The 23,055-nt window shown below is 49.6% G+C and carries 17 protein-coding genes and 2 pseudogenes; 4 read left to right on the top strand and 15 right to left on the bottom strand.

Annotated features, from left to right (window positions below; translation table 11 throughout):
• Positions 1-266: 266 nt before the first annotated feature.
• The 12 genes and pseudogenes from ACYVH9_RS27315 to ACYVH9_RS27260 all read right to left on the bottom strand — a co-directional run bounded on the left by ACYVH9_RS27315 (position 267) and on the right by ACYVH9_RS27260 (position 15,824).
• Positions 267-671 carry a VOC family protein gene (locus tag ACYVH9_RS27315; protein ID WP_460639609.1) on the bottom strand — a complete coding sequence of 135 codons (405 nt, stop codon included), beginning with the start codon at positions 669-671 and terminating at the stop codon, positions 267-269.
• Between the two features lie 118 nt (positions 672-789).
• The gene (locus ACYVH9_RS27310; RefSeq protein ID WP_460639608.1) at positions 790-2,421 is read right to left on the bottom strand and encodes an FAD-dependent monooxygenase; all 1,632 of its coding nucleotides are present in this window, start codon (positions 2,419-2,421) and stop codon (positions 790-792) included.
• Between the two features lie 222 nt (positions 2,422-2,643).
• Complete coding sequence (locus ACYVH9_RS27305) at positions 2,644-3,738, bottom strand: WD40/YVTN/BNR-like repeat-containing protein (RefSeq protein ID WP_460639607.1); 1,095 nt, start codon at positions 3,736-3,738, stop codon at positions 2,644-2,646.
• Positions 3,739-3,936: 198 nt separating this feature from the next.
• Positions 3,937-5,088, bottom strand: coding sequence for a lipase family protein (locus tag ACYVH9_RS27300; protein WP_460639606.1), 1,152 nt, complete (start codon positions 5,086-5,088; stop codon positions 3,937-3,939).
• Positions 5,089-5,182: 94 nt separating this feature from the next.
• Positions 5,183-6,712: an insecticidal delta-endotoxin Cry8Ea1 family protein gene (locus ACYVH9_RS27295; protein WP_460639605.1), complete on the bottom strand. Its 1,530-nt coding sequence runs from the start codon at positions 6,710-6,712 to the stop codon at positions 5,183-5,185.
• 433 nt (positions 6,713-7,145) lie between these two features.
• Positions 7,146-8,522, bottom strand: coding sequence for an insecticidal delta-endotoxin Cry8Ea1 family protein (locus ACYVH9_RS27290; protein ID WP_460639604.1), 1,377 nt, complete (start codon positions 8,520-8,522; stop codon positions 7,146-7,148).
• Between the two features lie 119 nt (positions 8,523-8,641).
• Positions 8,642-9,253: a YceI family protein gene (locus ACYVH9_RS27285; RefSeq protein ID WP_460639603.1), complete on the bottom strand. Its 612-nt coding sequence runs from the start codon at positions 9,251-9,253 to the stop codon at positions 8,642-8,644.
• Between the two features lie 123 nt (positions 9,254-9,376).
• Positions 9,377-12,946: a hybrid sensor histidine kinase/response regulator transcription factor gene (locus ACYVH9_RS27280; RefSeq protein WP_460639656.1), complete on the bottom strand. Its 3,570-nt coding sequence runs from the start codon at positions 12,944-12,946 to the stop codon at positions 9,377-9,379.
• A 198-nt stretch (positions 12,947-13,144) separates the two neighbouring features.
• A pseudogene (locus tag ACYVH9_RS27275) lies at positions 13,145-13,528 on the bottom strand (hypothetical protein); the annotation flags it as partial.
• A gap of 748 nt (positions 13,529-14,276) precedes the next feature.
• Positions 14,277-15,341 (bottom strand): zinc-dependent alcohol dehydrogenase, encoded by a 1,065-nt coding sequence (locus ACYVH9_RS27270; protein ID WP_460639602.1) that lies wholly within the window; start codon positions 15,339-15,341, stop codon positions 14,277-14,279.
• A 166-nt stretch (positions 15,342-15,507) separates the two neighbouring features.
• The gene (locus ACYVH9_RS27265; RefSeq protein ID WP_460639601.1) at positions 15,508-15,738 is read right to left on the bottom strand and encodes an erythromycin esterase family protein; all 231 of its coding nucleotides are present in this window, start codon (positions 15,736-15,738) and stop codon (positions 15,508-15,510) included.
• Positions 15,684-15,824 (bottom strand): hypothetical protein, encoded by a 141-nt coding sequence (locus ACYVH9_RS27260; protein WP_460639600.1) that lies wholly within the window; start codon positions 15,822-15,824, stop codon positions 15,684-15,686. The genes ACYVH9_RS27265 and ACYVH9_RS27260 overlap by 55 nt, the downstream gene beginning before the upstream one ends.
• 489 nt (positions 15,825-16,313) lie before the next feature.
• Between ACYVH9_RS27260 and ACYVH9_RS27255 the strand changes: the two genes are divergently transcribed.
• The 4 genes from ACYVH9_RS27255 (at position 16,314) to ACYVH9_RS27240 (ending at position 19,407) form a co-directional block, all read left to right on the top strand.
• The gene (locus ACYVH9_RS27255) at positions 16,314-16,766 is read left to right on the top strand and encodes a hypothetical protein (RefSeq protein ID WP_460639599.1); all 453 of its coding nucleotides are present in this window, start codon (positions 16,314-16,316) and stop codon (positions 16,764-16,766) included.
• A gap of 140 nt (positions 16,767-16,906) precedes the next feature.
• A complete protein-coding gene (locus tag ACYVH9_RS27250) occupies positions 16,907-17,557 on the top strand; it encodes a cyanophycin synthetase family protein (RefSeq protein WP_460639598.1) in 651 nt (216 codons plus the stop codon).
• 18 nt (positions 17,558-17,575) lie between these two features.
• Positions 17,576-18,055 carry an ATP-grasp domain-containing protein gene (locus tag ACYVH9_RS27245; RefSeq protein ID WP_460639597.1) on the top strand — a complete coding sequence of 160 codons (480 nt, stop codon included), beginning with the start codon at positions 17,576-17,578 and terminating at the stop codon, positions 18,053-18,055.
• Positions 18,052-19,407, top strand: coding sequence for a Mur ligase family protein (locus ACYVH9_RS27240; RefSeq protein WP_460639596.1), 1,356 nt, complete (start codon positions 18,052-18,054; stop codon positions 19,405-19,407). The genes ACYVH9_RS27245 and ACYVH9_RS27240 overlap by 4 nt, the downstream gene beginning before the upstream one ends.
• Here ACYVH9_RS27240 and ACYVH9_RS27235 read toward each other — a convergent pair.
• The 3 genes and pseudogenes from ACYVH9_RS27235 to ACYVH9_RS27225 all read right to left on the bottom strand — a co-directional run bounded on the left by ACYVH9_RS27235 (position 19,373) and on the right by ACYVH9_RS27225 (position 22,602).
• A pseudogene (locus ACYVH9_RS27235) lies at positions 19,373-20,112 on the bottom strand (isoaspartyl peptidase/L-asparaginase family protein). The gene ACYVH9_RS27240 and the pseudogene ACYVH9_RS27235 overlap by 35 nt on opposite strands.
• A gap of 281 nt (positions 20,113-20,393) precedes the next feature.
• A complete protein-coding gene (locus tag ACYVH9_RS27230; protein WP_460639595.1) occupies positions 20,394-20,624 on the bottom strand; it encodes a hypothetical protein in 231 nt (76 codons plus the stop codon).
• A 91-nt stretch (positions 20,625-20,715) separates the two neighbouring features.
• Positions 20,716-22,602 (bottom strand): cytochrome c oxidase subunit I, encoded by a 1,887-nt coding sequence (locus tag ACYVH9_RS27225; RefSeq protein ID WP_460639594.1) that lies wholly within the window; start codon positions 22,600-22,602, stop codon positions 20,716-20,718.
• Positions 22,603-23,055 lie beyond the last annotated feature (453 nt).

Raw genomic sequence — 23,055 nt, 5'->3', positions numbered from 1 at the left:
GAGGCAATCCGCTGGTCAACCAGCGGATTGTAAGGCGATGGCCTGCAAAGTTGCTAAGCTCGATTTAATCGTCATGCTTAGGGAGAGGAGTAGTCCGGTGCGTTCTGAGCGAATATTTTACGGGCGCATTGGACATTGCGATAGAAGAATTTTTGCTGATGAATCTGGAGAGTATTTCACCCTGTTAGGATCCCTTTAAAAACAGCCAACTGTCATGCATTGATAATTTGTGATCGATACTATCCCCGAAATGAGGTAAAATCCACTTAAGATTCGGAGTCAAATTGGTTAAAGTCATCGGCTTTTAAATCATCCTGCTTTTGAGCTATATCCCATAATTCCTTGATTGTTAAGTCCGTTTCTATAAGTTCAATGGGCATACCGACATCATCAATGATGGCCACTTTGTAGCCGGGAATGGGTTCGTAAGGGTTCACCAATACCCGTTTCCCCTCAATGGCTTCCAGGACATTGTCAACCTGAAAGGCAATATGAGGGCGTTTCTGCAGAAGTGGGTGTAAGGGACTATCTTCTTCAAAGCGATGGAACTGAATGCGAAAATCACCCTGATGATCAGTGGTATACATTTTAAAGAATTTGCTATAGCGTTCATTTGGCATTACCTCATTAGTAGGTATGCCGAGATGATGAAAGCGATAATTTTGAGCCATATTGGATCATGTTTGATATGAATTAGTCCTTAATTGGTTGTAAGACAGCAGGGGTGAATCAAGTGCATCAGCCCATTCGGGAAAGGACACTAGCTGAATGGCCTTGATTATCAGCCTGCTAAGAGGCTGGTTTAAAAAGCAAGCCTAGGTACGAAAAAAGGTCTGGATTTGTAATGCCTACGCCACACCAGCTAAGATATCCATCAGGTCGAATGAGCCAACAAACTTCGTGCTGTAGGGAATAGGTATGCGTTAACGATCCATGAGTATCCTGTACCCAAGCAATATCAGGAACGATTCTGGCATTTTCTGGATGGGAACCAACGGCTACAATTAGCAGGTATGAATTGATGTCGTCCCCAAATTCAACGCGAAGGCGTAACCTCAATGCGCACAAGTCCACCAACTTTCGTTGTGAATCGGTTTGCAAATCAACCAATAAAACATGATCGATACCTGTTAGGATATCGAACAATCGGATGGGGTAACCAATTCCCTGCCGTCGTAAACCCAGGCAATCAGGAGCCCGATCCCCCGGCCGTAAATCTGTTATCCACTGCTCATCCGGCAATGGGGCAATCCAGGGGCTGTTGCGGTACGATACGGTAAGTTGGGTATCATGCAGCCGGTCGGTTTTAAACCCCTGAACTCCTGTATTCATAGAAGCCCGAAGCGATCGTTCGATGACCTTTTCGCCTTCTTCCCGTCGTTCAGCCGTATAACTCCCAAGCAGAGTCTCTGGAGATCTTCCCTTCAGGACAAGGGCCATCTTCCAGGCCAAATTAAAGGCATCCTGAATACCCGTATTCATGCCCTGGCCGCCCGTTGGTGGGTGAATGTGTGCCGAATCACCGGCCAGGAATACCTTACCCGCCTGGTACGAACTGGCCAGCCGCATGCTAATTCGAAAAATGGAAGACCAGCGAAGGTCACGCAAGCGGGTGGGTTCACCCACCAGTTGATCGGCTTTGGCCTGGAGCTGTTCTAACCCCGGAGCTAGTCGCTCAGGCTGTAACCCATGATCTGTACCCGCTTCGTCTGAAATTAATTCAGGGGTAGCCAGCATCGATACCCGGTATCGATGTGGTTCGGGTAAAGGAATGGCCACAAAAAATTCGGGCGCGGCCTGGTCGCCGGGATAAATGGACTGATACGAATAGCCGCTGGGTAATTGCCAGTCGATCTGCACATCCCCCAGCATAAATGCATAGGGGAATGTTTCTCCTTCAAAGTCAATCCCGGCAGCCCGCCGAACGAAGCTATGGGCTCCGTCACAGCCCACTACGTAGCGAAACTGCGTTTCTTCGGTTTGCCCGTCAGTTGATGTTAACTGGACCGTTACCGTTTCATCATCCTGCGTCAAGGCGGTAAGGCTAACGCCCCGCTCCGGAAACACACCCAAAAACGATAAATGGCTGGTCAGAATCCTTTCAGTCATCGGCTGTGGTAGGCTCAGGGAAGCGTGTGCATAAGGAAACCCGTTTAAATCTTCCTGATAATCCTGAGCAGGTTTACCGGCAATGGTTATACGTCTCCCCTTAATCCAAATTCCGGCATCAATGGCCTCTCGCAGAATTCCGATCTTCTCCCATACCTCCAGGGTCCGGCTTGTTACGCTTAGCGCCCGACAGAAAGGGGAGGGTTGAGGAAGGGCATCAATAAGCCGGCAACGAATACCATGCCGGGCTAGCTCGGCAGCCATCACTAAGCCCACGGGGCCAGCGCCTACGACAAGAACAGTATGTTTCATTGGGGATCATGTATACTTTTTTTTACAAGATGCTTAAAAAGGGCAGCCTGTAACGGTTTTAACCGTATAGCCTGGGGTCTTAAACGTTCAATGCTCCCACAACCAAGGGAGTACAATATTGATTTACTCGCACTGATTTGTGTGATAAAGAAGGATAGGTGATCCGGTGTTTTACATACACCGGATGTCGTTTTCTCCAGATAAAAGGTTAGGGGCAGAATTTTACGTGGGCTTATACAGGAAAAGCCTGATCTTTTCCCGAATGGGATCGTAGAGGACGATAGCAGGATAGCTAGGAGTTGCCAGGATCTTGGTTATCTGGGCAGAAGCCAGCGTGGAATCTGCTGCTACCGGCGTAATCTGTTTTCCTTCGTCAAAAGTTTCAAATAAGCTTAGCGAGGTTTGAGGACCATTGACGGCTCCTCCGAAAAGGAGGTGATGGGGATCGGCGGGGTCGATCCAGATGCCATAAAAATACGTATACGGAAATTTTGGATCGTCCTCCTCCACTTTAACGATAAACTGGGTGGTTGTCCCGGTTACTTTGGCCAAGGCGCCTTCCTGACCCACGTAAATGCTGTTTCCGGTATACGCGTTCGTCTGAAGTTCCACCGGCCTTCTATTGCCAAAAACATTTCTATTCACCACTTTGGTGAAATTTGTTAGTCGCACCGGATCCTGTCCATCAATGTCGTACCGACCTAGCCAGGCATCGTCCAATGGATTTTCACTGCCCTGAAAGAGTTGATTGGGATTATCGGGCAAAAAAACAATCGTACTTCGATATCCCCAGTGAGAATCTGTCTCATTATTCATTCTTTTCCAGTGGTTTCCCCCATCGGTTGATACGGCGATCATGCTGCCTCCTTCTACGTTGGCATAGATGTGATCGGGATGAGCGGGTCGAACGGCCAAACTGACATAGGTTTCATACTGATTGTTCAGCTTATCGAAGATCGGTGAGTTCGCTGCCGTCCAGCTTACCCCACCGTCGTTGGAGATAAACAATGATTTTTCGTTCGTCTGTTCGTTGGGCACAATACCGGCAAACAGCTTGTTGTCCTGGGTAGGGTGCTTGTAAATACAGGACACCTTCTGACCGGCAAATCCACTGATGGACCACTGTTTGGTTTGGAGATTGATTTTCCATAATCCATTTGAGGTAGCCACAAAGACAAAATTGTTATGGTAAACGGCCATCTGGAATTCATTGGAAGCGAATTCGGAATGGCCCGCTACCGGTACAGGTATTTCACCCAACTCCACAAGCGTACCCTGGCCCGCCCTCGGAGTAGGCACACCCCTTTCTCGGTTCATACAACCACTAGTAACCATTAAAAGTATACTCAATAGGATTAGTGGAATGATGAGTTTACATCCTATTATTTTCATGGTAGGGCTCATTAAAAAGATGATTATTCTTTCCTCGTGCTTGACAGGGGCCACCTTATCGTTGCTGAAGATCCGTGATCGTGTCAACCTGATTTCGGTTGAGCTGACGTATTTATACGGTAATTATTTCGAAATGGCATCAATAACCGCTTGGGGAAACGCAAAGGCGTCCTTATAATACGCCATGACATGTTGATACTTAGCCTCTTGAAAATAAGTGCCGGATCCATCAGGATACACATTCGCCCTCCCCTGGAAAACAAACTCCCGCTCGGGGGCAATGCGCTGGTAGGTTTTTGAATCAATCACCAATTTGAGCGCATCATACGCTAACTGGTCCTTGAGGGGTAAGCGAAATCCCGCTTTGCCACCCGGATTGAACGGGGGGGCGTTCTTGTACAACGACGGAATCTTTGCGAACATATCCTTTTGCCAGGCATGGGGAACGATGTCGTTGGCGTTGATGACCGAGTGGTAGCCCTCCCCAAATTGCCCGGTAGCATAAAGAGCAAACTCCTTGTTTCCGGGCGTGGGTCCGGCAATGGGGTAGACACTCACCGTCAGGTTGGTATAGCCCATCTGCTGCTTTTGCTCAATAAATTTGAGCGCCATCAGGGGTGAGAGAGCACCGCCCAGACTATGGCCCGTAAAGGCTACCTCGGTAGGCCCGTCATCGCTGAGCGTACTGAGAAACTGGAGCAATGTTTGTCCGGTGGCGGGATCGGTCATGGTGTTGAGGATGGTAAAGCCCAGTGCGCTGCCCGCACTGATTTTACCACTGTTGGGCGTATCCCAGGCCTTCTCGTTGATGACATTGAAATCTTCTGATAGGGCACCTTTGCGCGAGACCGCATTGGTACCCGCGATGGCTACCACATACTGCCGCTTCCCCGTGGCCAGTTCGGTGCCCCGGGCCACGTACATCGTATTATCGGTGACGAAACTGTCAACTTTACTAGTGCTGGATTTTCTGATGCTATTGGAAATCGCCGGACCCCAGACGACCTGCCAGTCGGTGCCCAAGTAAGCGCGGATCGTGGTGTTGTTTTGCAGGGCATCATTGATTTTGAGCGTGTTCTGACTTAACTCTTGCTCCGATGCTGCTACCAGATCGTAGTTGATATTCGAAAGCATACAGAGCAAGGCAATGCGTTTGTGGGCATCGGTTAGCAGGGTAGGTTCACCAATACCTGGCGGCACTCGGTGGTCGCTACAGGCCGCGAGGGTGATGACGCCCAGCAGCAGGGCGACCAACAGACTTTTCTTTTTTATCATGTTCACGTACGGCAGATAATTATGTCGCAAGGCAATCCCGGAAACAGGCTGCCTTAAAATGCTCAAGGCAGCCTGTTTACAAAGACGAAAAAGGCTATTTGGCAATCGATTTTATGTAATCCCAGTGCGCTCTGCGAGCTGCCCTTAACTCATTGGTAATCAAATCAGCTGGAATGGTACGATGCGGTAAGGCCTTGGCGAAATCAGCGGCTGATCGTTCTTTCGGACTTCTTATGTAGATGGCACGAATCGCGTTCAAGGCTTCTGCGGGTGAGTTCCAGTATTGGAACCCAAACACAATGCAGTCAGCGGAACCATAGAAACCACTTACTCCATTGATATGCATACTCGAAAGAGCCATGTTGGCATATTGCCAAGCAGCACCCTGACTACCAAATTTTCCGCCAAAATCATTGGTAGTTGTCCCGTCATTGAAGACAAACTGCATCGAATTAACAATGTCACCGAACGTGACTCTGGCTAGGGTAATCGGGTTATTGGGAGATATTGGCAGATTGCCCTGGTTACTGCCACCATTAGCACCCATTCGTTTTGTTTGAGTAACCCCACCTGGTCCGCTGTTTGCCGGATAAGTTAGCTGGACCGCATTAACTCGATCACCACCCCAGACGCTTAGATTAGTCGGGAATTGTGTTGCTGTAGGAGTCGCCATGACGATATTTCCGCTGTTATCGCAGGTACCCATTGGATCCGTGTAAATCTCGCGGGTTAACCGATCTTTCGATCCATTCGGGTAAACAGTGGCATCAAAATAAGGCCAGGCATCTCTAAAGTAAAACACCTTAAACGACATCTCGCGGTCCCAATGATTCACTGTTCGGAAAGGCTCGCAGTTATGGTCATTTCGCTTCGTACTGTTTACTATACGAGATCGGCCAATACCCCCTATTTCATCGACCCAACTTTGGTACTTTTGGATAGAAGCTGTTAATTTTGTAGCTTGGTCCTGCACTTGTTTATCAGTAAAACCCCACTTTTTCCCTGAGATAACCATATCGCGTAATACAGACAGGTGCATGTTGGCAAACTGCGCAAATAAGCCCAACAGTGGCAACTCGAACCCTTGTTCCTGAAAATTGGGCAAGTAAAGATCAAAATCGTCTGATAGGTCTATCCAATAATCTCTGAGAGTTTTTCCATAATCCTTCGTGGGATCATCCTGAATGATAGCATTAAAATTATTAATTTCATTTAAGTAGTTACCTGAAACGTTTTTCAGACCTGCCAGATTGCCTGTAACACGTCCGTAGACTTCATCTGTGATTTGCGAAGTGACTAATGCTATTACTTGATTTTTGACCTGGCTCCAGACGTCCTCCCCCGATTTGGGCCAAAAGATGTCGACCAAAGGCCCAAGGATTTCACCGGCTTCGGGTATCATCTCAATCCCGGTGGTGATTACAGTTTTCGCTGCGTCATTCCAATCAATACTATATCCCTCTCCAAGCGGAAGGATAGGCGGAATGACAGCCCCACCAGGGCTGGGAAAGTTGTGGTCTTTGATGCAGCTTTGCAGCATACTGGGCAACAAAAAGGCGCTACCAAATCCCAGCATGGAGCGTTGCAGAAAATTTCGGCGATGAATAACGTTTTGTGAAGACATGACTAACTAGTTTTGATAAGTAGAAATTGTATGGAAAGAAGTTGAGTAAACAGCGCTTCGAAAGAGCTTCACCGAATCCGTCACCTGACGGGCCGGCATGCCCCGGCTCGGGTCACGGATTAAGGATTTTGTTTCACGGCAACCAGCTTGAACTGTACATCCATGCCGGGGTTGATGTACTGGTCGTTCTTCCTATAAGCTTTGCGTGACGCCTTAGAATGGCCCGGCGGGGCCCGGGCCATTGATCAAGTAGCCGCTTCGCGGAGACTGAGACAACTTATTGGTTGGCAAGTGCTTTAATCCGCTCCCGGTGTGGTTTGCGAGCTGTTCTTATCATCGTTGTGAACGAATCAGCCGAAAATCCAGGATTGGGAAGGTGTTGGACCCATTAGTCGCCGAGCGTTCGATAGGGCTTGTTACCGGCCAATCGCGATTAGTTGTGGAACGGCCAGGGCACAAAGCCAAACACGATGCAGTTGATACTTTTGCCCGGATCCCAATAACTGGTTCCCTGAACGTAAATGCTGGACAGTGCATAACCGGCATACCCGATGGAAAATAGCTTGGAATCCCCAGTTGTTTTGCCCATCCTACCAGTACCTGTGCCATCGTTAAAGATGAACTCAAGCGTATCAGTAGCCATTTCGTCACCATTGGAGGGGGAGTGATACGTATTAATATTTACCTGAGTAATCGGATTGAAGGGCGAAAGGTTAAAGGTATGTGCAGTACCCCCATTTTTGTCCCCCATCCGGGGCGTTTCTGAAGCGAAGCCGGGTCCACCATTGGCCGGATAGCCGGCCACCTGAACCGCATCAATCCGATCGCCCGACCAGACGGTTAGCAGAGTCGGAAGCTCGGTGGCCGGTGAGGGTAATATGAGGGGCATTACCGGGTTGTTCCCAACACCTAAGATATTGCCATGCGGGTCTGAATAGATTTCGCGGATAAATAAGCGCATCGGTGTTCCATCCGGGTTCTTGGCTCCATTAGGATATCTTGTGTAATCATAATAGAGCCAGGTGTCTTTGTAATCAAGAACTAGCATTGTCATCGTGCGGTCAAATTCGTTCGTGGATCTAAACGGTTCGACTTTCCACATATCCACATTTTTATTCGCCCGAGGTGATCTTCCTTTATCATACCAGTTATTGACCCAATCTGTAAATTCAGTGACTCTATCATGTGTTAGGTCGACATATGACTGCCACTCAGTCTGAGACATTCCCCAGGTTTTGCCGTAGAGTATCCCATCACGTAACAGACCCAGGTGCAGGTTGACAAATTGCGCAAACAAAGGCAGCAGAACCAACTCTTGGCCTTCTTCTTTGAACTGCTCTTTATCATGCTCAAGTTGATAAAATACATTTGACCAACTCGTATAGACGTTGGTATTGTTCTTGACAGCGCGATTGTAATCGTCGATGATAGCCCGATCACCTTTTAATACAGACGCCATGCGATCGTAAGCTTCAGTAGCGATTTTACTATCTATTAAGGCACCCACCTGGGCTTTGACCTGGTCCCACGGACTGTCTCCGGAGCTGGGCCAAACGATGTCAAGCAAATTGCTAAGGAATTTACCAGCTTCGGGTAACTCGCCAAGCCCTTCGCTGACAACTTTTTTAGCCAGGCCATTCCAGTCAATGTCAAGGTCTAAGAGGGGACCATCGGGGCCTTCGGGACCGGGAAAGTTGTGGTCTTTGATGCAGCTTTGCAGCATACTGGGCAACAAAAAGGCGCTACCAAATCCCAGCATGGAGCGTTGCAGAAAATTTCGGCGGGAATTCAGCCTACTTTGTAATGACATGACTAACTAGTTTTGATAAGTAGAAATTGTATGGAAAGAAGTTGAGTAAACAGCGCTTCGAAAGAGCTTCACCGAATCCGTCATCTGACGGGCCGGCATGCCCCGGCTCGGGTCACGGATTAAGGATTTTGTTTCACGGCAACCAGCTTGAACTGTACATCCATGCCGGGTCTGATGTACATGCCGTTCGTTACCGTTTCATCACTGGCGTAGTTCATGCCCCATTGGGTTCGGTCGATGCTGGTTTCACCGGTTACTTCCAGCCTGTTTCCCTGCGCGTTTAGCTTTATCGGAAAGCTGACCGGTTTGGCTTTTCCCAACATGGTTAGCTCACCTGCTGCCTGATAAGTGCCCGGCAGTAATGGATCCGGAGTCAGGGAAGTAAGCCGGAAGCCAATTTCAGGGTGGACGGCCATGTCGAAAAAGTCCGGACTTTGCAGGTGGTGGATAAGCTGGTTTTTGAGCTCATCGGTGGGCAGGTTGATATTGATCAGTGATCCCAGGGGCAACCTGATCTGTCCGCCGATGAGCTCGCCTGTTTCAGCGCCCAACAATTCTCCTTTGATTTGAATGGTGCCGTTGTTGCCACTGCCATCTTTCAGGTACCCTTTCCATTCCATGGCAGATGCCGACTCGTCGATGGTAAAATGATGCAGGTTGTCTGCCTTCTGGCAGGCCGTCAGCAGAAGCAGGCAGGAGGTAAGCAGCGCTACGATCAGGCTTATTTTCATAGTACTTCAATTTGTAGTCCGTGACACGGTTACAAAATTGAAGGCTGGGCAAGAAATGGACTATAAGCCACGTTGCAGATCCTATAACTGATGTTGCAAGGTGTGATATGTCCTACAATAGCTTTAAAAAGTGCTATTTATAAAGTCGGATGGTGTGACTCCGTAGAATTCCCGGAAACATTTAGTGAAATAGGCCGGACTATCAAACCCGGCTTTGTAAGCGGATTCTGAACTGCTAAATCCTTCTTTGAGAAAGGCAGCGGCTCTGGTCAGTCGGAAATTTCTGACCAAATCACTGACGGGCATACCCGCCACGGCCCGCATTTTGCGGTGCAACTGGGATCTGCTCATGTTCATCCGCGACGCCAGTTGCTCCACGCTCACCGAAGAGTCGTCAAGGTCCTGGTCAATCACTGCATAGAATTTTGTTAAAAACGGATCCAGTTCGACGCTTTTCCCGGACTCGGCAGAAGGTGAGCTGAGCTGCTTCTGGATGTGTGCGCGCAACCGGCGCTGGCGTTCCAGCAGATTATAAACCCGCAGGTTCAGCTCCGGTACATGAAACGGTTTGGTCAAATAGTCGTCAGCTCCCGTCCTCAGTCCTTGCATGCGGCTTTCAAAGGCCACTTTTGCCGTCAGCAGGATTACCGGGATATGGCAGGTTTGTTCGTGGTGTTTTACTTGTTCGCAGAATTCAAATCCGTCCATCACCGGCATCATGACATCGCTGATGATCAGGTCAGGAATGGTCTCCAATGCTACTTTGAGACCATCCGCTCCATTAACTGCCCGGTCGATACTATAGTGGCCTGGTAAGCTACCGGCAATTAAATCGGCTAACTCGGTATTGTCCTCCAAAAGCAGAATGTGGATTTGCTCGGTTTCCAGGACAGGTATATCCAATGATTCGTGCAGCCCAGCATTCAAAAGGGTTACATCAACCGGTTCTGCGGGGCGGTAAGGCATGAAAATGCGGAAGGTAGTGCCTTTTCCAGGCTGGCTTTCAACCTCGATATGCCCCTGCTGCATCTCAACCAGCTCCTTGACGAGCGCCAGTCCTATGCCACTGCCCTTAACGGTCTGACTATCGTTCTCATGTACCTGATAGTACCGCTTGAATATAGACGCCATCTGGTCGGTGGGGATGCCAATGCCGGTATCCGCAACCGAGTACTGAATATACTCGCATGCTGCCGCTACGGCCATCGTGATTGCTCCACCGGCAGGGGTGAACTTTATCGCATTTCCGATCAGATTGCTCAGAACCCGTTCCAACTTAGGGCCGTCAAACCAGAAATGCCCCTGCAGCTGATTGCTGAACTTGACTGCGATGCCTTTTTTAGCCGCTTCTTCCCGAAACAAATCAAGTATATTTTCCGCGAATAGGCCAGGATCACCTGCCGACTCGTCCACGGCCAACATCTTGGCGTCGAGTTTTGAAAAGTCCAGCAGCTGATTGATCAGGGCCAATACTTGTTCGGCATTTCTTTTAATGGACAGCAATTTGCCCTCGTCTTCCGTCCCGGTGTATTTCCGGATTAACGGGGCCAAGGGTGAAAGGATCAACGTCAGCGGGGTCCGGAAGTCGTGGGTGACATTGGTAAAGAAACGCTCCTTGAGTTCCACCAGAGCCCGGAGCTGCTGGGCTTCTTGTTTCTTGAGTTCAGCGGCTTTGCGTTGCTCTATTCGGGCTAACTGCAGACGCAGCCAATACCATAGGCTACTGCCGATCACCAAAGCATAAATCAGATACGCCCACCAGGTCTGCCACCAGGGCGGCCGAACGATGATGACGAGTTTCTTTATTTCTTTGCTCCAGCGCCCAGCCGTATTACTGGCATTGACCGAAAACTCATAGCTGCCGGGCGGAATTTTTGTGTAGTTTGCAAAGGATATTTGCCCCGAATTTACCCAGTCATTGTCATATCCTGACAATTGATACCGGTATCGCAAATCCTGCGGCTGATTGAACTGCAGCCCTGCGAAGAAAAAGGTAACCGTGTTTTGATCGTAGGGCAACACGAGTTCCCGGGCCGCATTGACCGGTTTTGTAAGCAACCCGTCTGCGGATGGTGTTATGGTCTCATTGTTGATTTTAAGCGCCGTTAATGCAATCGAAGGTTGGTAAACATCGTCTTTTATCTTATCCGGATCAAAGACGGTCCAGCCATGCGTCCCGCCAAATGCCAGGCGACCATCCGGCAACATTAACTGGTGAAACCGGTTGAATTCGTCTTCCAGCAAGCCATGCCGGGTCTGAAAAACCCTAACTTTGTGCGTAATCGGGCTGAATATGCAGAGCCCTTTGTTGGTTCCAAACCACAAGTTACCGTAATGGTCGGTCAGCAGGGTATAGATGGTGTTGTCTGGCAGACCGGTCCCGGTGTTGAAGATCGCTGCTTTGAGCGTTTTTTTGTTCAAACTAATCAGGCCATTACGGCTACCGATCCAAAGTAAATCGGGCCTCGACGGATCGGACTTCAACCCCAGTAACTGGTTGGTCGGCAAGCTCCCGGGAGCCTGGGTATACCTAAGTTGCCTGATCTGACCCGTTTTACGTTCAATAAAGAGTAATCCGTCCATCTCAGTTGTGATCCAGATGCGCTCGGCATCCATCGCGATGTCCTGAGGGGTAAGCTTGGTGCCAACTTGAAGGCCGATCTTTCCGGGTGGCACCAGCCAGTCCCACGTTGCTTTGGTTTGATTGTAAATCAACACGTTCAGGTTATACCCGATCACAACGGGTGCGCCCTCGGGACTCACGGTCAGCCCCTTGATTCCAATTCCGCTTTCAGCCGGATTGGATACCTGGGTTAGCCGGGGAAGCTTCGAAAAGGTTTTGGCAGCCGTGTCGTAGCGAACAACCTGTTCCTTTAAACCCATCCAGAGCATCCCGGATTGATCATACACCGAACGCAGATGGTATCCCGATGCCGCAAAACGCTGGTCCCTGGGCCCCCAGGTAAACAAGCCCGATAATGACTGCTTAAATTCCTTTTGCAGGATATCGCCGGCAAAACCGTCCCTGACCGGAAAGGATGGAAAAAAGGGCGTAGTAAGGTCTACCTGGGTGATTCCGTGGGCATTGGTGCCCAGCCAAACCAAACCCGACTGGTCCACTAAAAACGATTGAATGGGATCTTTGTCCACTTCGGTTTGGCCATAAACCAACTTTAGACCCGTTTGATCGTTGTACCGGTAAATCGCGCTCCCCCGCTCGAAATACTCGCTCCCGTCAGCTCCCGTGCGTATCCAGGTTACCCCACGGTCACTCGGCGAGGTAAAACGGATTTTCTTCGAAAACATCTTTCGGGAAACAGAAAAAAAATACAGGAATTTTCGGTCAGCCCACATCAAATCGCCATTCTTTCGTTGATGCAGCCCCACGGGGAAACGGACTGCATTGCGGTAATCATGAAAATCGGGCAGTTGTGGTGATCCATAATTTTCAACCTTACCTGATTTCCTATCCAGGCTGCTAAGCCCATATTGGGTCAATAGCCATAAACGTTCGTCGGTTCCTTCACACAATCCCCAAAGTGTATCACTGTCAAACCCATTGGATTTTCTATTGTAAATTTTGGGTGTTGCGCCATATTGGATCAGGCCGGCTCCATCTATGATGCGCCAGATAGTACCCCTGGAGTCGGCTAGCCAGGCGCGACGAAGAAAGGCACCACTGGTGAACTTCATCGGAATAGAATAGTGTTTGAGCTCTTCTGAAACGGGATCAAGCTGATCAATGACACCCGTTTCGTGCTCGATCCATATGCTATTATGAAATCCTTTAATGTTGATAATTAAATTGGAGGCAAGTGAAGAGGGGTCAGCATTTTTATGTTGGAAAACTTTAAAAGTGATCCCATCATACTGGGCGAGCCCGTTTCTCGTACCTACCCAAACAAATCCGGCTTTATCCTGTTCCAGACCGGACACAAACGATTGCGGAAGACCGTCAATCGTGGAAAGGTTTCGGGTGGTCTGCCCAGCTACCTCTGTAGTAGCCAAACCCGATAAAATATAGATAATAGGAATAGCACCGAAAACTGTTTTAGTAATGGCAAGGGGTTTTATGTTTTTCCAAAAGCTGTTCGGACGGTTGAATAAAGTCTCCAGGCAGTTTAGTATTTGCGATGTGAGTGTCAAATAAAGTAGATTAGAATAAGCATAGCTTTGACGGTAATTGGAAGGTGGGTTTGGCCAGATATTCGAATTGGCACCCGTGGATTTGATACCACTGTGCCAAAGGCTGACCTGATTGAATACATCTTTCATCGGCTCAAAACGGGTTGCCAGCGGCAGCTCTCCAAGAACTCTTTAGCAAAAGGTCTTAAAGTGGAATTCCGTCTTTTCTACTACAGCAAATAAACGGGGCCATCCGGCAGGAAGGCCGGCTGTTGGCGCTCCAGCTGGGCTAATATACTGACGAAAAATGAAAATAGTTGGCCCTTTCAAATGTTGAGCTAGCGTGAGCCACACACTAGCCCAAAAAGAGGGGGGCTGCGATTGGGCGTTTTAAGGACGTAAAGCCTGTACTCAAGCGAAATACTTCGTTTTGCGGGAATAAAGTCTAGGGCCACTCCCAAAGAGGACCAGCTTCATGACCTGTTTCAAATTTAGGTTTTGATTGAGCAGAGGTGTCAGCTGCTCAAGGAAGGCTATCTTACCCCTTGAAGCGTTTGACATACTGTGGCGACGGATCGCTTGTAAAAACGGCCGGCTTACCGGTATGCTTACTCCACTTAACCTCGGGAACAATGAGCAAAATACGACAAACGTTCTTGCCAGAGGACCGTTACTTAGTGGGTCAAAAAGCCCAATATGTTGGGACCTCCAACGTTTGTCCGAGGTATAATCGTTGATCCATTCTGCTCCAAAGAAAATGGATTACGTTACTGTTTTTTGCTAACTTTTACTTCTGACACAGGTTAATGAACAGTCTCTCCCGTTAGAAGATAAAGCAACGCCCGCTGGTCACCTTCCGGGTGATTAGGGGCTAATCTGGGAGATCAATACCGTGCCTTCAAATAGTTAACGCCACAAAGACGGCATGCGTTTTTTCTTTGTCTTGAGCCGTTTCAAAAGCCTGATTAATTTCATCCAGGGAGAATTGATGAGTGATCAACTTTTGAGCATTTAATTTCCCTTTGGCCAGCAAATCCAGGCACATCTGCATTTCCGGATCAATGCCCCAGAATGAGTAGCTCGCACTTGGAATGAGCTGGATTTCGGCCATTTGAATACGTTGCCATTCCAACGCGATGCTGGTTTTGCCTGGATCAAAGCCGCCAACAATCACGACTTTTCCGCCGATGCGGGCGAATGAGGTCGCTTGTGGCAGGGTCGTGGGCATCGATGGACCCCCGGCGCATTCAAAAGCAATATCAACGCCCCGGTTATTGGTAAATTCCATCACTTTCTGGTAACTGTCTTCCGTCTGGGTATTTACCACAACATCTGCGCCCAGCTCTTTTGCCAGTTGCAGAGATGAATCAACTACATCCGTAATAATGACTTCGGCCCCACTTAATTTTGCCAGTTGCAACTGCCCTAATCCGATCGGGCCGGCACCAATCACGGCCACCTTGTCGTTAATCTTGATGCCACTCAGATGGATGGCGTGCAAGCTTACCGAGAAGGTGTCCAGTAAGGTCGCTTCTTCGTAACTCACCTGATCGGGTAATTTATAAAACTTTTTGGCGGGCCCAATTACATACTGAGCGAAGGCTCGGGAAATTGTTTCCATACGTACCTCATAGAGGTGCGGGCACAGGTTATATTGCTGAACCCGGCACCAGTCACAGGTCTCGTCGCCCAGCAGGGTTTCAATCACGACTCGGTCGCCGGGTTTGACGTGCTTAACCGCCGGTCCAACTTCTACCACTTCGCCGGCCAGTTCGTGGCCCATGATCTTGCATTCCAGGTGAGGCTCTTCCTTTTTCCAGTGTCGCAAGTCCGTTCCGCAGATTCCCGCTACTTTAACCCGGGCCAGAACCCAGTCCGGTTGCGGGATGGTAGGCATTTCAACTTCAGTTACTTCAAACTCACCATTGGCGGTCTTGAGAGCCGCTTTCATTGTTTCTTTCATCGTGTTTTCTAAATTTCGGTTCAGCGGGTGAGGCCGCTTCTAAAAAGATATCCAATTGTCGCTGTTCATCAGGCACCCTTAAGTCAGGCTCCTGGCATTGGAGTCAGGCCTTCAGAAATTGGAAGTAGATTCGTCATTCATTTAGTCGTCACTTTGGATTGATAATCTAGTCATTGATAAGAACATACGTCCCGGCGGGAGCCTTGGTCTGGTCTTTTCGAACTTGCTGAGTAATGGGTAGTGGGTGGAGGGCCTGAGTCTGATCAAAAAACACATACCTATCATACCGTTGCCGTAAAATGGTTGGTACATAATGACCCTGTTCATGAGCCGGGTCATACACTACGCCAATGGCTCGCTGCCTCCGTTGTTGGGCCGAAGCGTCTGCTTCAAGCATTGATTGAGATAGACGATCCGGTTTTGCGGGCCGGTTCGGTGCAAGAATTCATTCCAGCTTCCCCGCTGAGCGTTCGGCACTGACATTCGCTCGGCGGGTGCACCCCAATAGTCTCCGGCAATTACCTCGGCTTAAAAGGTGCCAAATCCAACAAGGTATACGCCTTCGGGTTGGTGTGCCTGCCGGATCAACAGACCTAAATTAACCATTCCACCCTGCGTTAATGAATCGGTACTTTTTCACGACTTAAATCCCCCTCAGCCGCGTTGCTTTTCCATCGCATTAACCCCGAAAAAATAAAACCCGCTGGCTGTAAGCCGTTAAATAAGGCAACGGTCTGGCCGTAGAAAATCAGACCATGAACCGTACGCACCGACCCTCCACCGCTGTGAGGGCTTTTTTTAGGTCGGAAGGTGATTTTTAGGGAGGAGCGAATGGTGCGCTGGGTGTCAGTGGTGAGGATCGCCTAGACGGGCAGGCCGAATCCTCACTCTTTGCATTTCCCCGGTGACTTATTCGAATGGCTGCCTGTTGATGTGATTATTTAACGAATAAATTGCAACGCAAAGGAAGCCATGAAAAAAGTAGTTTGGGTAGCAGCGATGGTGGTGGTGATGGCCAGCCTTCATGCGCAAGCGCAGTCAACTGCCGGGAGCAGTTCTTCTTCATCCAGTCAGCAACGCCCCAATACCAGCGGTAGCGGGACAAGCGGACAGACGAGTGGTGCTGGTGCGCAGTCATCTGGTAACTCGGGCCAAAGCAGCGGAACGGGTACATCCAGCACGGTGGACCAAGGGAGAAGCGGTACAACATCCACGACAACGGGTACTGATCAGCAAAATAGGAATGGCCGTTCAGGTACCCAGCTAAATTCGGGTTCTGGCGCTATGGGGCAGGGAACCATGCAGGGCAGTGGTTCGGGCAATAACAAAAAGATGAAACGTTCCAACAAAAAGAACAACAATGATCCGAGTGGAACCTCATCGGGGAGCACCAGTGGATCTTCACGGAATGGTACGCAGCGATAACGGTTTGGGCAGTGCAACGGGACGCAGTCGAAAATTACGGGCTGCGTTCCCCTTTATTAAAATCCGATTGGACCCTACTCGCTCAACCGTTCATAAGCTCTCCCTCCACGCCAGTTAGTACCGTGATTTAGTATCCTACCATGAAGATCATTGAGATTCGCGCTTTACGAGGACCCAGCTATTGGTCTGTGCGCCGAACCAAGCTCGTTGTGATGACGTTGGATCTGGAGCAGTTAGAAGACTCCCCCACCAATACCATCGACGGATTTTACGAACGCCTGAAGCAATTATTACCCAGTTTGCATGAACACCGCTGTTCAGAGGGGCGGCCAGGCGGTTTTTTTTACCGGGTGCAAACCGGCACCTGGATGGGTCACGTTATTGAACACATTGCCCTCGAAATTCAAGCGCTGGCGGGGATGGAATGTGGTTTTGGACGCACCCGTTCAACGGGCGACTATGGGGGCTACCATGTTGTATTTGCCTACCAACAGGAACGAGCCGGTTTGTTCGCAGCGCAATCTGCCGTAAACATTGCGCAGGCGCTTGTGGAAGGCCTGGCGTATGATTTGCAGGCCGATATTGCGTTTCTTCGTCAACTGGATGAACAGGAACGGCTAGGCCCCAGCACTTCGGCCATTGTCAACGCTTGCCTGCGGAAAGGAGTGCCTTTTATCCGGTTGGATTCGGACTCGACGGTGCAGCTGGGTTACGGGCCCCGCCAAAAACGTATTCAGGCCACCGTTAGCAGTCAGACCAGTGGTTTGGCTATTGATCTAGCCGCGAACTAGCAGGAGACCAAACGCCGATTGAGCGATGCCAATATTCCCGTACCCCGTGGCAACGTTGTCCGTTCCGAAAAGGATCTTCAACATGCGCTCCGACACCTGGATTTTCCTCTGGTGGTCAAACCGCTGAATGGCAATCACGGCCGGGGCGTTACGACTAACATTCAAAGCGTTGAAGCGTTGTATACCGCTTTTCTGCTGGCAAAAAAACAGAGTGAGGAGGTGCTGGTCGAACAGTTCGTGGAAGGAGATGATTACCGGCTGCTGGTGATCGATTATAAACTATATGCCGTGGCGAAACGGGTTCCGGCCCGGGTCATCGGCGACGGTTTTTCCACGATTCGGCAGTTAGTCGATCAGGCGAATCGTGACCCCCGGCGTGGAGAGGGACATGTTAACCTGTTAACTAAGATTAAACTGGATGAAGCAACCCTCCACCTGCTGGCAGAGTACCAACTGACTGTCGATTCAGTTCTGGAAGCTGGTCAGGAGCTCCCTTGAAAAAAACCGCTAACCTGAGTACGGGAGGAACAGCAATCGATATGACCGCCCATGTGCATCCCCAAATTAAGGCGCTGGCCGAACGTACGGCCCGGATCATTGGTTTAGATATTTGTGGGATTGACCTGATGGCTCGGCATATTACAAGTCCGTTGCGTGCTTCGGGGGCAATGGTTATTGAAGTCAACGCCGGGCCGGGTTTACGAATGCATACGCACCCCTCGGAAGGCCAGCCCCAAGACGTTGGGAAAGCCATCGCCGATATGCTCTTTCCGGGCGATAATCCCGGGGGTATTCCCTTGGTCGCCGTGACGGGTACTAACGGCAAAACAACGACAACTCGGTTAACGGCGCACCTGTTCCGTCAGAATGGACTTCAGGTTGGTTATACAACAACGGAGGGAATTTACGTCGGTGATGATCTCCTGGAGGAAGGCGATTGCACGGGTCCCGTCAGTGCGTCCAAGGTTCTGATGGACCCTACAGTGGAAGCGGCCGTTTTGAAATGCGCCCGGGGAGGAATTCTGCGTTCGGGTCTGGCTTTCGATCAGTGCGACGTGGGCATTGTTACCAACGTCGCAGAAGACCACCTGGGTTTAAAAGGAATCCACTCCATTGAAGAAATGGCCCGGGTCAAATCCATTATTCCTGAAACCGTAAAAAAGAAGGGGTATGCGGTCCTGAACGCCGATAACGACCATACGTACGCCATGCGGGATAACCTGGCTTGTCATGTCGCGCTATTTAGCTTGAATCCGGAAAGTGACAGAATTCGTTCACACTGTGCCAATAATGGGCTGGCGGCTGTCTATGAAGACGGTTTTATCACCATTCGTCATCGAAATTGGAACGTTCAGGTCGAACATGTCAGCCGAATTCCTCTTTCTTTCGACGGAAAAGCGTTGTGTATGGTCGAGAACATTCTGGCGGCCACCTTAGCCGCTTATTGTTTTAACCTACCCGCCAGCAAAATCGCGGCTGGTTTACGGACCTTTGTGCCTTCTCCCCAAAATACGCCGGGTCGAATGAATCTGTTCCAATTCGAGCAGTTTAGCGTTATGGTGGACTATGCACATAACGCGCACGGTTTGGCGGCCCTGGGCAATTTCATTCAACAAACCGGATTATCCCGTAAAGTGGGTATTCTTACGGGCGTGGGCGACCGGCGTGATCATGATCTCACTTTGCTCGGCCAGGTCGCAGCCGGGATTTTTGACGAAATCATCATTCGGTTGGATGACGACACTCGTGGACGCGACCGCGAACAGATTGTTAAATTACTTCAGGAAGGTATTCAAACCGTCAACAGGAACATTGTCATCGAAGTGATACCGGACGAACGGCCCGGATAAAAAACTCACCATAACCTGTACACGGCACCGTGCAGGTTTCGTCGTTGGCGTATGTTCCGGCCCCGATGACCGGCGTGTTACCCACGCGCCCGTATTTTTATTCGTTAATCCTCCCGTTGAGGTGGCAGCAGCCAGGTTGCCATGCTTATCAAGCGCCACTGCCCCGACCGTTCCTTTCCCGGTATTTTTTTTGCTGTGATCCAACTGCGTTTTATTGGCTTTTTGGGCTTCTTTGAGTTGCCGAAAGCGCAATTCCGGAAAAAAGTACTCATCCGGAAAAAAGTACTCATCCGGTTCAAGCGTCAAATTATGGTCTTGAGCGAAGGTTTTTGCTCCGTCTCCCAGTAACAAGACATTTTCCGATTGCTCCATGACGGTCCTGGCTAGCGTGATGGGATTGCGGATGTTGGTTACACTGGCCACAGCTCCGGCTTTTAGCGATCGACCGCACATGATCGACGCATCGAGCTCGTGCTTGCCTTCGGCCGTAAAAACCGCCCCTCTGCCGGCATTGAAGAGTTCATTTCCCTCCAGACTCCTGACGGACTCTTCTACTGCATCCAGGGCTGAACCGCCCCGGGCCAGAATATGGTATCCGGCATCCAGGGCATCATTCAGACCCAATCGGAAAGCGTTTTCTTGTTCGGGTGTAATTTCAGACCGGGTAATGGTTCCAGAACCTCCGTGTATGGCGATGGTATACATAGCAAATCGTCGATTTAAAGCAGCCAACTTAGTCGTGTTTACCCAATCAAAAGGGCGTCGGATAGCCGTTCTGCTGCCTTCGTTTGGCAATATGCGCTGCCTCCTTATTGCGGGTCTATTCCGCCGGCGATTGGAACGGGAAGGGCGGCTTCCAATCGCCGTTATCCAACCCGTATTGGCGTTGTCGTTCACGGTATCATCAGAATCCGCCACCCTCAATCCATTTACTTGACACGCGTTTTTAGTTAATTAAAGCTTCAGCTCTCGGCGGAAATCTCCCATCATTTATCGCCCTGTTCCTCCTCGGGGTACCGGTAGTTCTCGCCAGAGGTGACAACGCCACCACTGGTCCATAAACCGCCACCGCGCGCTCCGTTATTTTTCGTGTTTTCTCCACTGGGTCCATCCTTTGGCACGTTCCGTTTCTTTTTTGGGTTGGTTTCTTCTACGTGCCCTTTGGGTACAGCGTCAATGCTGGCTCGTACCTCTTCCGTTGACTTGGTCTTTTTCATGATATAACTGATTTGATAGTAGGTTACCTATGACTGGGATTGGCAGAACGGTCTCCGTACCACCGGATTATAGGGTAATTCGTTTGGTATCTCAATGATGCTGTTTGAATTGATCGTTAAAATTTTGGGTTTCGATTGCTTTTTCCTGTTTGATTAATTCATTTTCATGGGGCAAATTTGATTTCGGAGTGAAAGAGTAGGGCACATTTTGGGGAATGAAATCCTGAGCGGCACCCGGTTTGCTGTAGTCATAAGGCCAGCGATAAACGGGCGGAATTTCGCCCGGCCAATTACCATGTCCCGGCTCAACGGGCGTTGTCCATTCCAATGTATTGGCCTGCCAGGGATTTTGAGGAGCCTTTTCACCCCAAAACAGATTATAAAAGAAATTATACAGAAAGATCAACTGGGCACCCGCAGTTAGAAAAGCCGCTACGGAGATAAATACATTCAGGTCGTTGTATTTGTGAAACATTTCAAAAGCGGTAAAGGCATAGTACCGCCTGGGAAAGCCAGCAATACCCAGATAATGCATGGGAAAAAAGACTAAATAAATACCGACAAAGGTCATCCAGAAGTGAATGTGCCCCAGTGTAGAATTGATCATGCGTCCGAACATTTTAGGATACCACTGGTAGATGCCAGTTAACAGACCAAAGGCGGATGCAGCCCCCATGACCAGGTGAAAGTGAGCAACAACGAAATAGGTATCGTGCAACTGGATATCCAAAGTGCTATTGCCCAGGACAATTCCCGTAACGCCCCCAGAAATAAAGAAGGAAACCATCCCAATCGCAAAGAGCATAGCGGGTGTAAAGATGATGTTCCCCTGCCATAACGTTGTGATGTAATTAAAGGCTTTGACCGCTGAGGGAACCGCAATGATCAACGTTAGGAACATAAAAATGGAGCCTAGGAACGGGTTCATCCCCGACACGAACATGTGGTGCGCCCAGACGATGAACGAAAGAAAGGCGATGCCCAGCATCGAAACAATCATGGCCCGGTAGCCAAAAATGGGTTTGCGAGCGTTTACGGAAATAACCTCTGACGTAATGCCCAGCGCTGGCAAAATCACAATGTATACTTCCGGATGGCCCAGAAACCAAAACAGGTGCTGGAACAAAACTGGAGAACCACCGGCGCGTGCCAAGGGCTCTCCGCCAATGTAGATTTCGCTCAGGTAAAAGCTAGTGCCAAAGTGGCGGTCAAAGATCAACAGTAAAACCGCGGAAAGCAGAACTGGGAACGAAATCAACCCTAGTACAGCGGTTAGCAGAAAGGACCAGATGGTTAACGGCAGTCGGCTGAAGGTCATACCCCGTGTCCGGAGATTGATCACCGTGGTGATGTAGTTGATCCCGCCGAGCAACTGTGATACGATAAAAAATGCCATGCTGATCAGCCAAAGCGTCATGCCCGTTCCTGAACCTGAAACCGCCTGGGGTAAGGCGCTTAAGGGTGGGTATACGGTCCAGCCGCCCATGGGCGGTCCTGTTTCCACGAATAAGGATCCAAACATGATGAGGCTGGCCAGAAAGAAAAACCAGTAGGAGAGCATGTTCAGAAACCCGGAAGCCATATCGCGGGCACCTATTTGCAGCGGAATTAGAAAGTTGGAGAACGTGCCACTCAGCCCTGCTGTCAGGACAAAGAAAACCATGATCGTCCCGTGCATCGTGACCAGCGCCAGGTAAAATTCAGGATCAAGTTTGCCACTATCGTCAATCCAGCTCCCTAAGAGAGGACGAATCCAATCCAGCTTCGCATTCTGAAACGCCAATTGTACCCGAAACAGCATGGAAAGCAGAATGCCCAGTATTGCCCAGAAGATACCGCTGAATAGATACTGTTTGGCAATGACCTTATGGTCTTCAGAAAAAATATACCTGCGCCAAAACGGGAGTGGGTCATGGTGGTCTATTTCCGCAATTTCTCCCCGTGTAATGGTTAGGGCATGTGGGTCAGGCGATTCCATAGTTAACCATGTAAAGATGTTCGCGATTGCTACAAAAACACGGTGGTTATGGGAGGGGCAGAAAAAAAGCAGAGTTAATAAGGCAATGGCCCGCTAAAAGCGCCTTGGGAATAAAGTAAGGTCCCATTTCCCACGAAGCAGGGTCGCTGATTCCAGGAGGCCAATTGGAGAAAATCTTCGCATCGGATAACCCGTTGGTGAGATGGACATGCAGGAGGTGATTCTCAAAACTCAATTCGGTTCCAAAAAAATCGCAGCTGTTTTGATAGAATGCTAAAAAAGGTCCAGTAGCCATTTCATATAAGAAAATGTAAGTATTCACCTCCAATGCGTGTGACTTTCCTGAATAAGCTACGTCTTACAAGGCAGCTGGTCTTGCAGGAGGCTGATGGGAGCCAGCGTGAAAACTCTGTTCTATCTTTAACCCGGTCGCTTGCGACCGGGTTTTGTTTT

The organism is Larkinella harenae (assembly GCF_054780515.1).
Note: the sequence above shows the minus strand (reverse complement) of the source record. Positions and strands in the feature narration are given on the sequence as shown.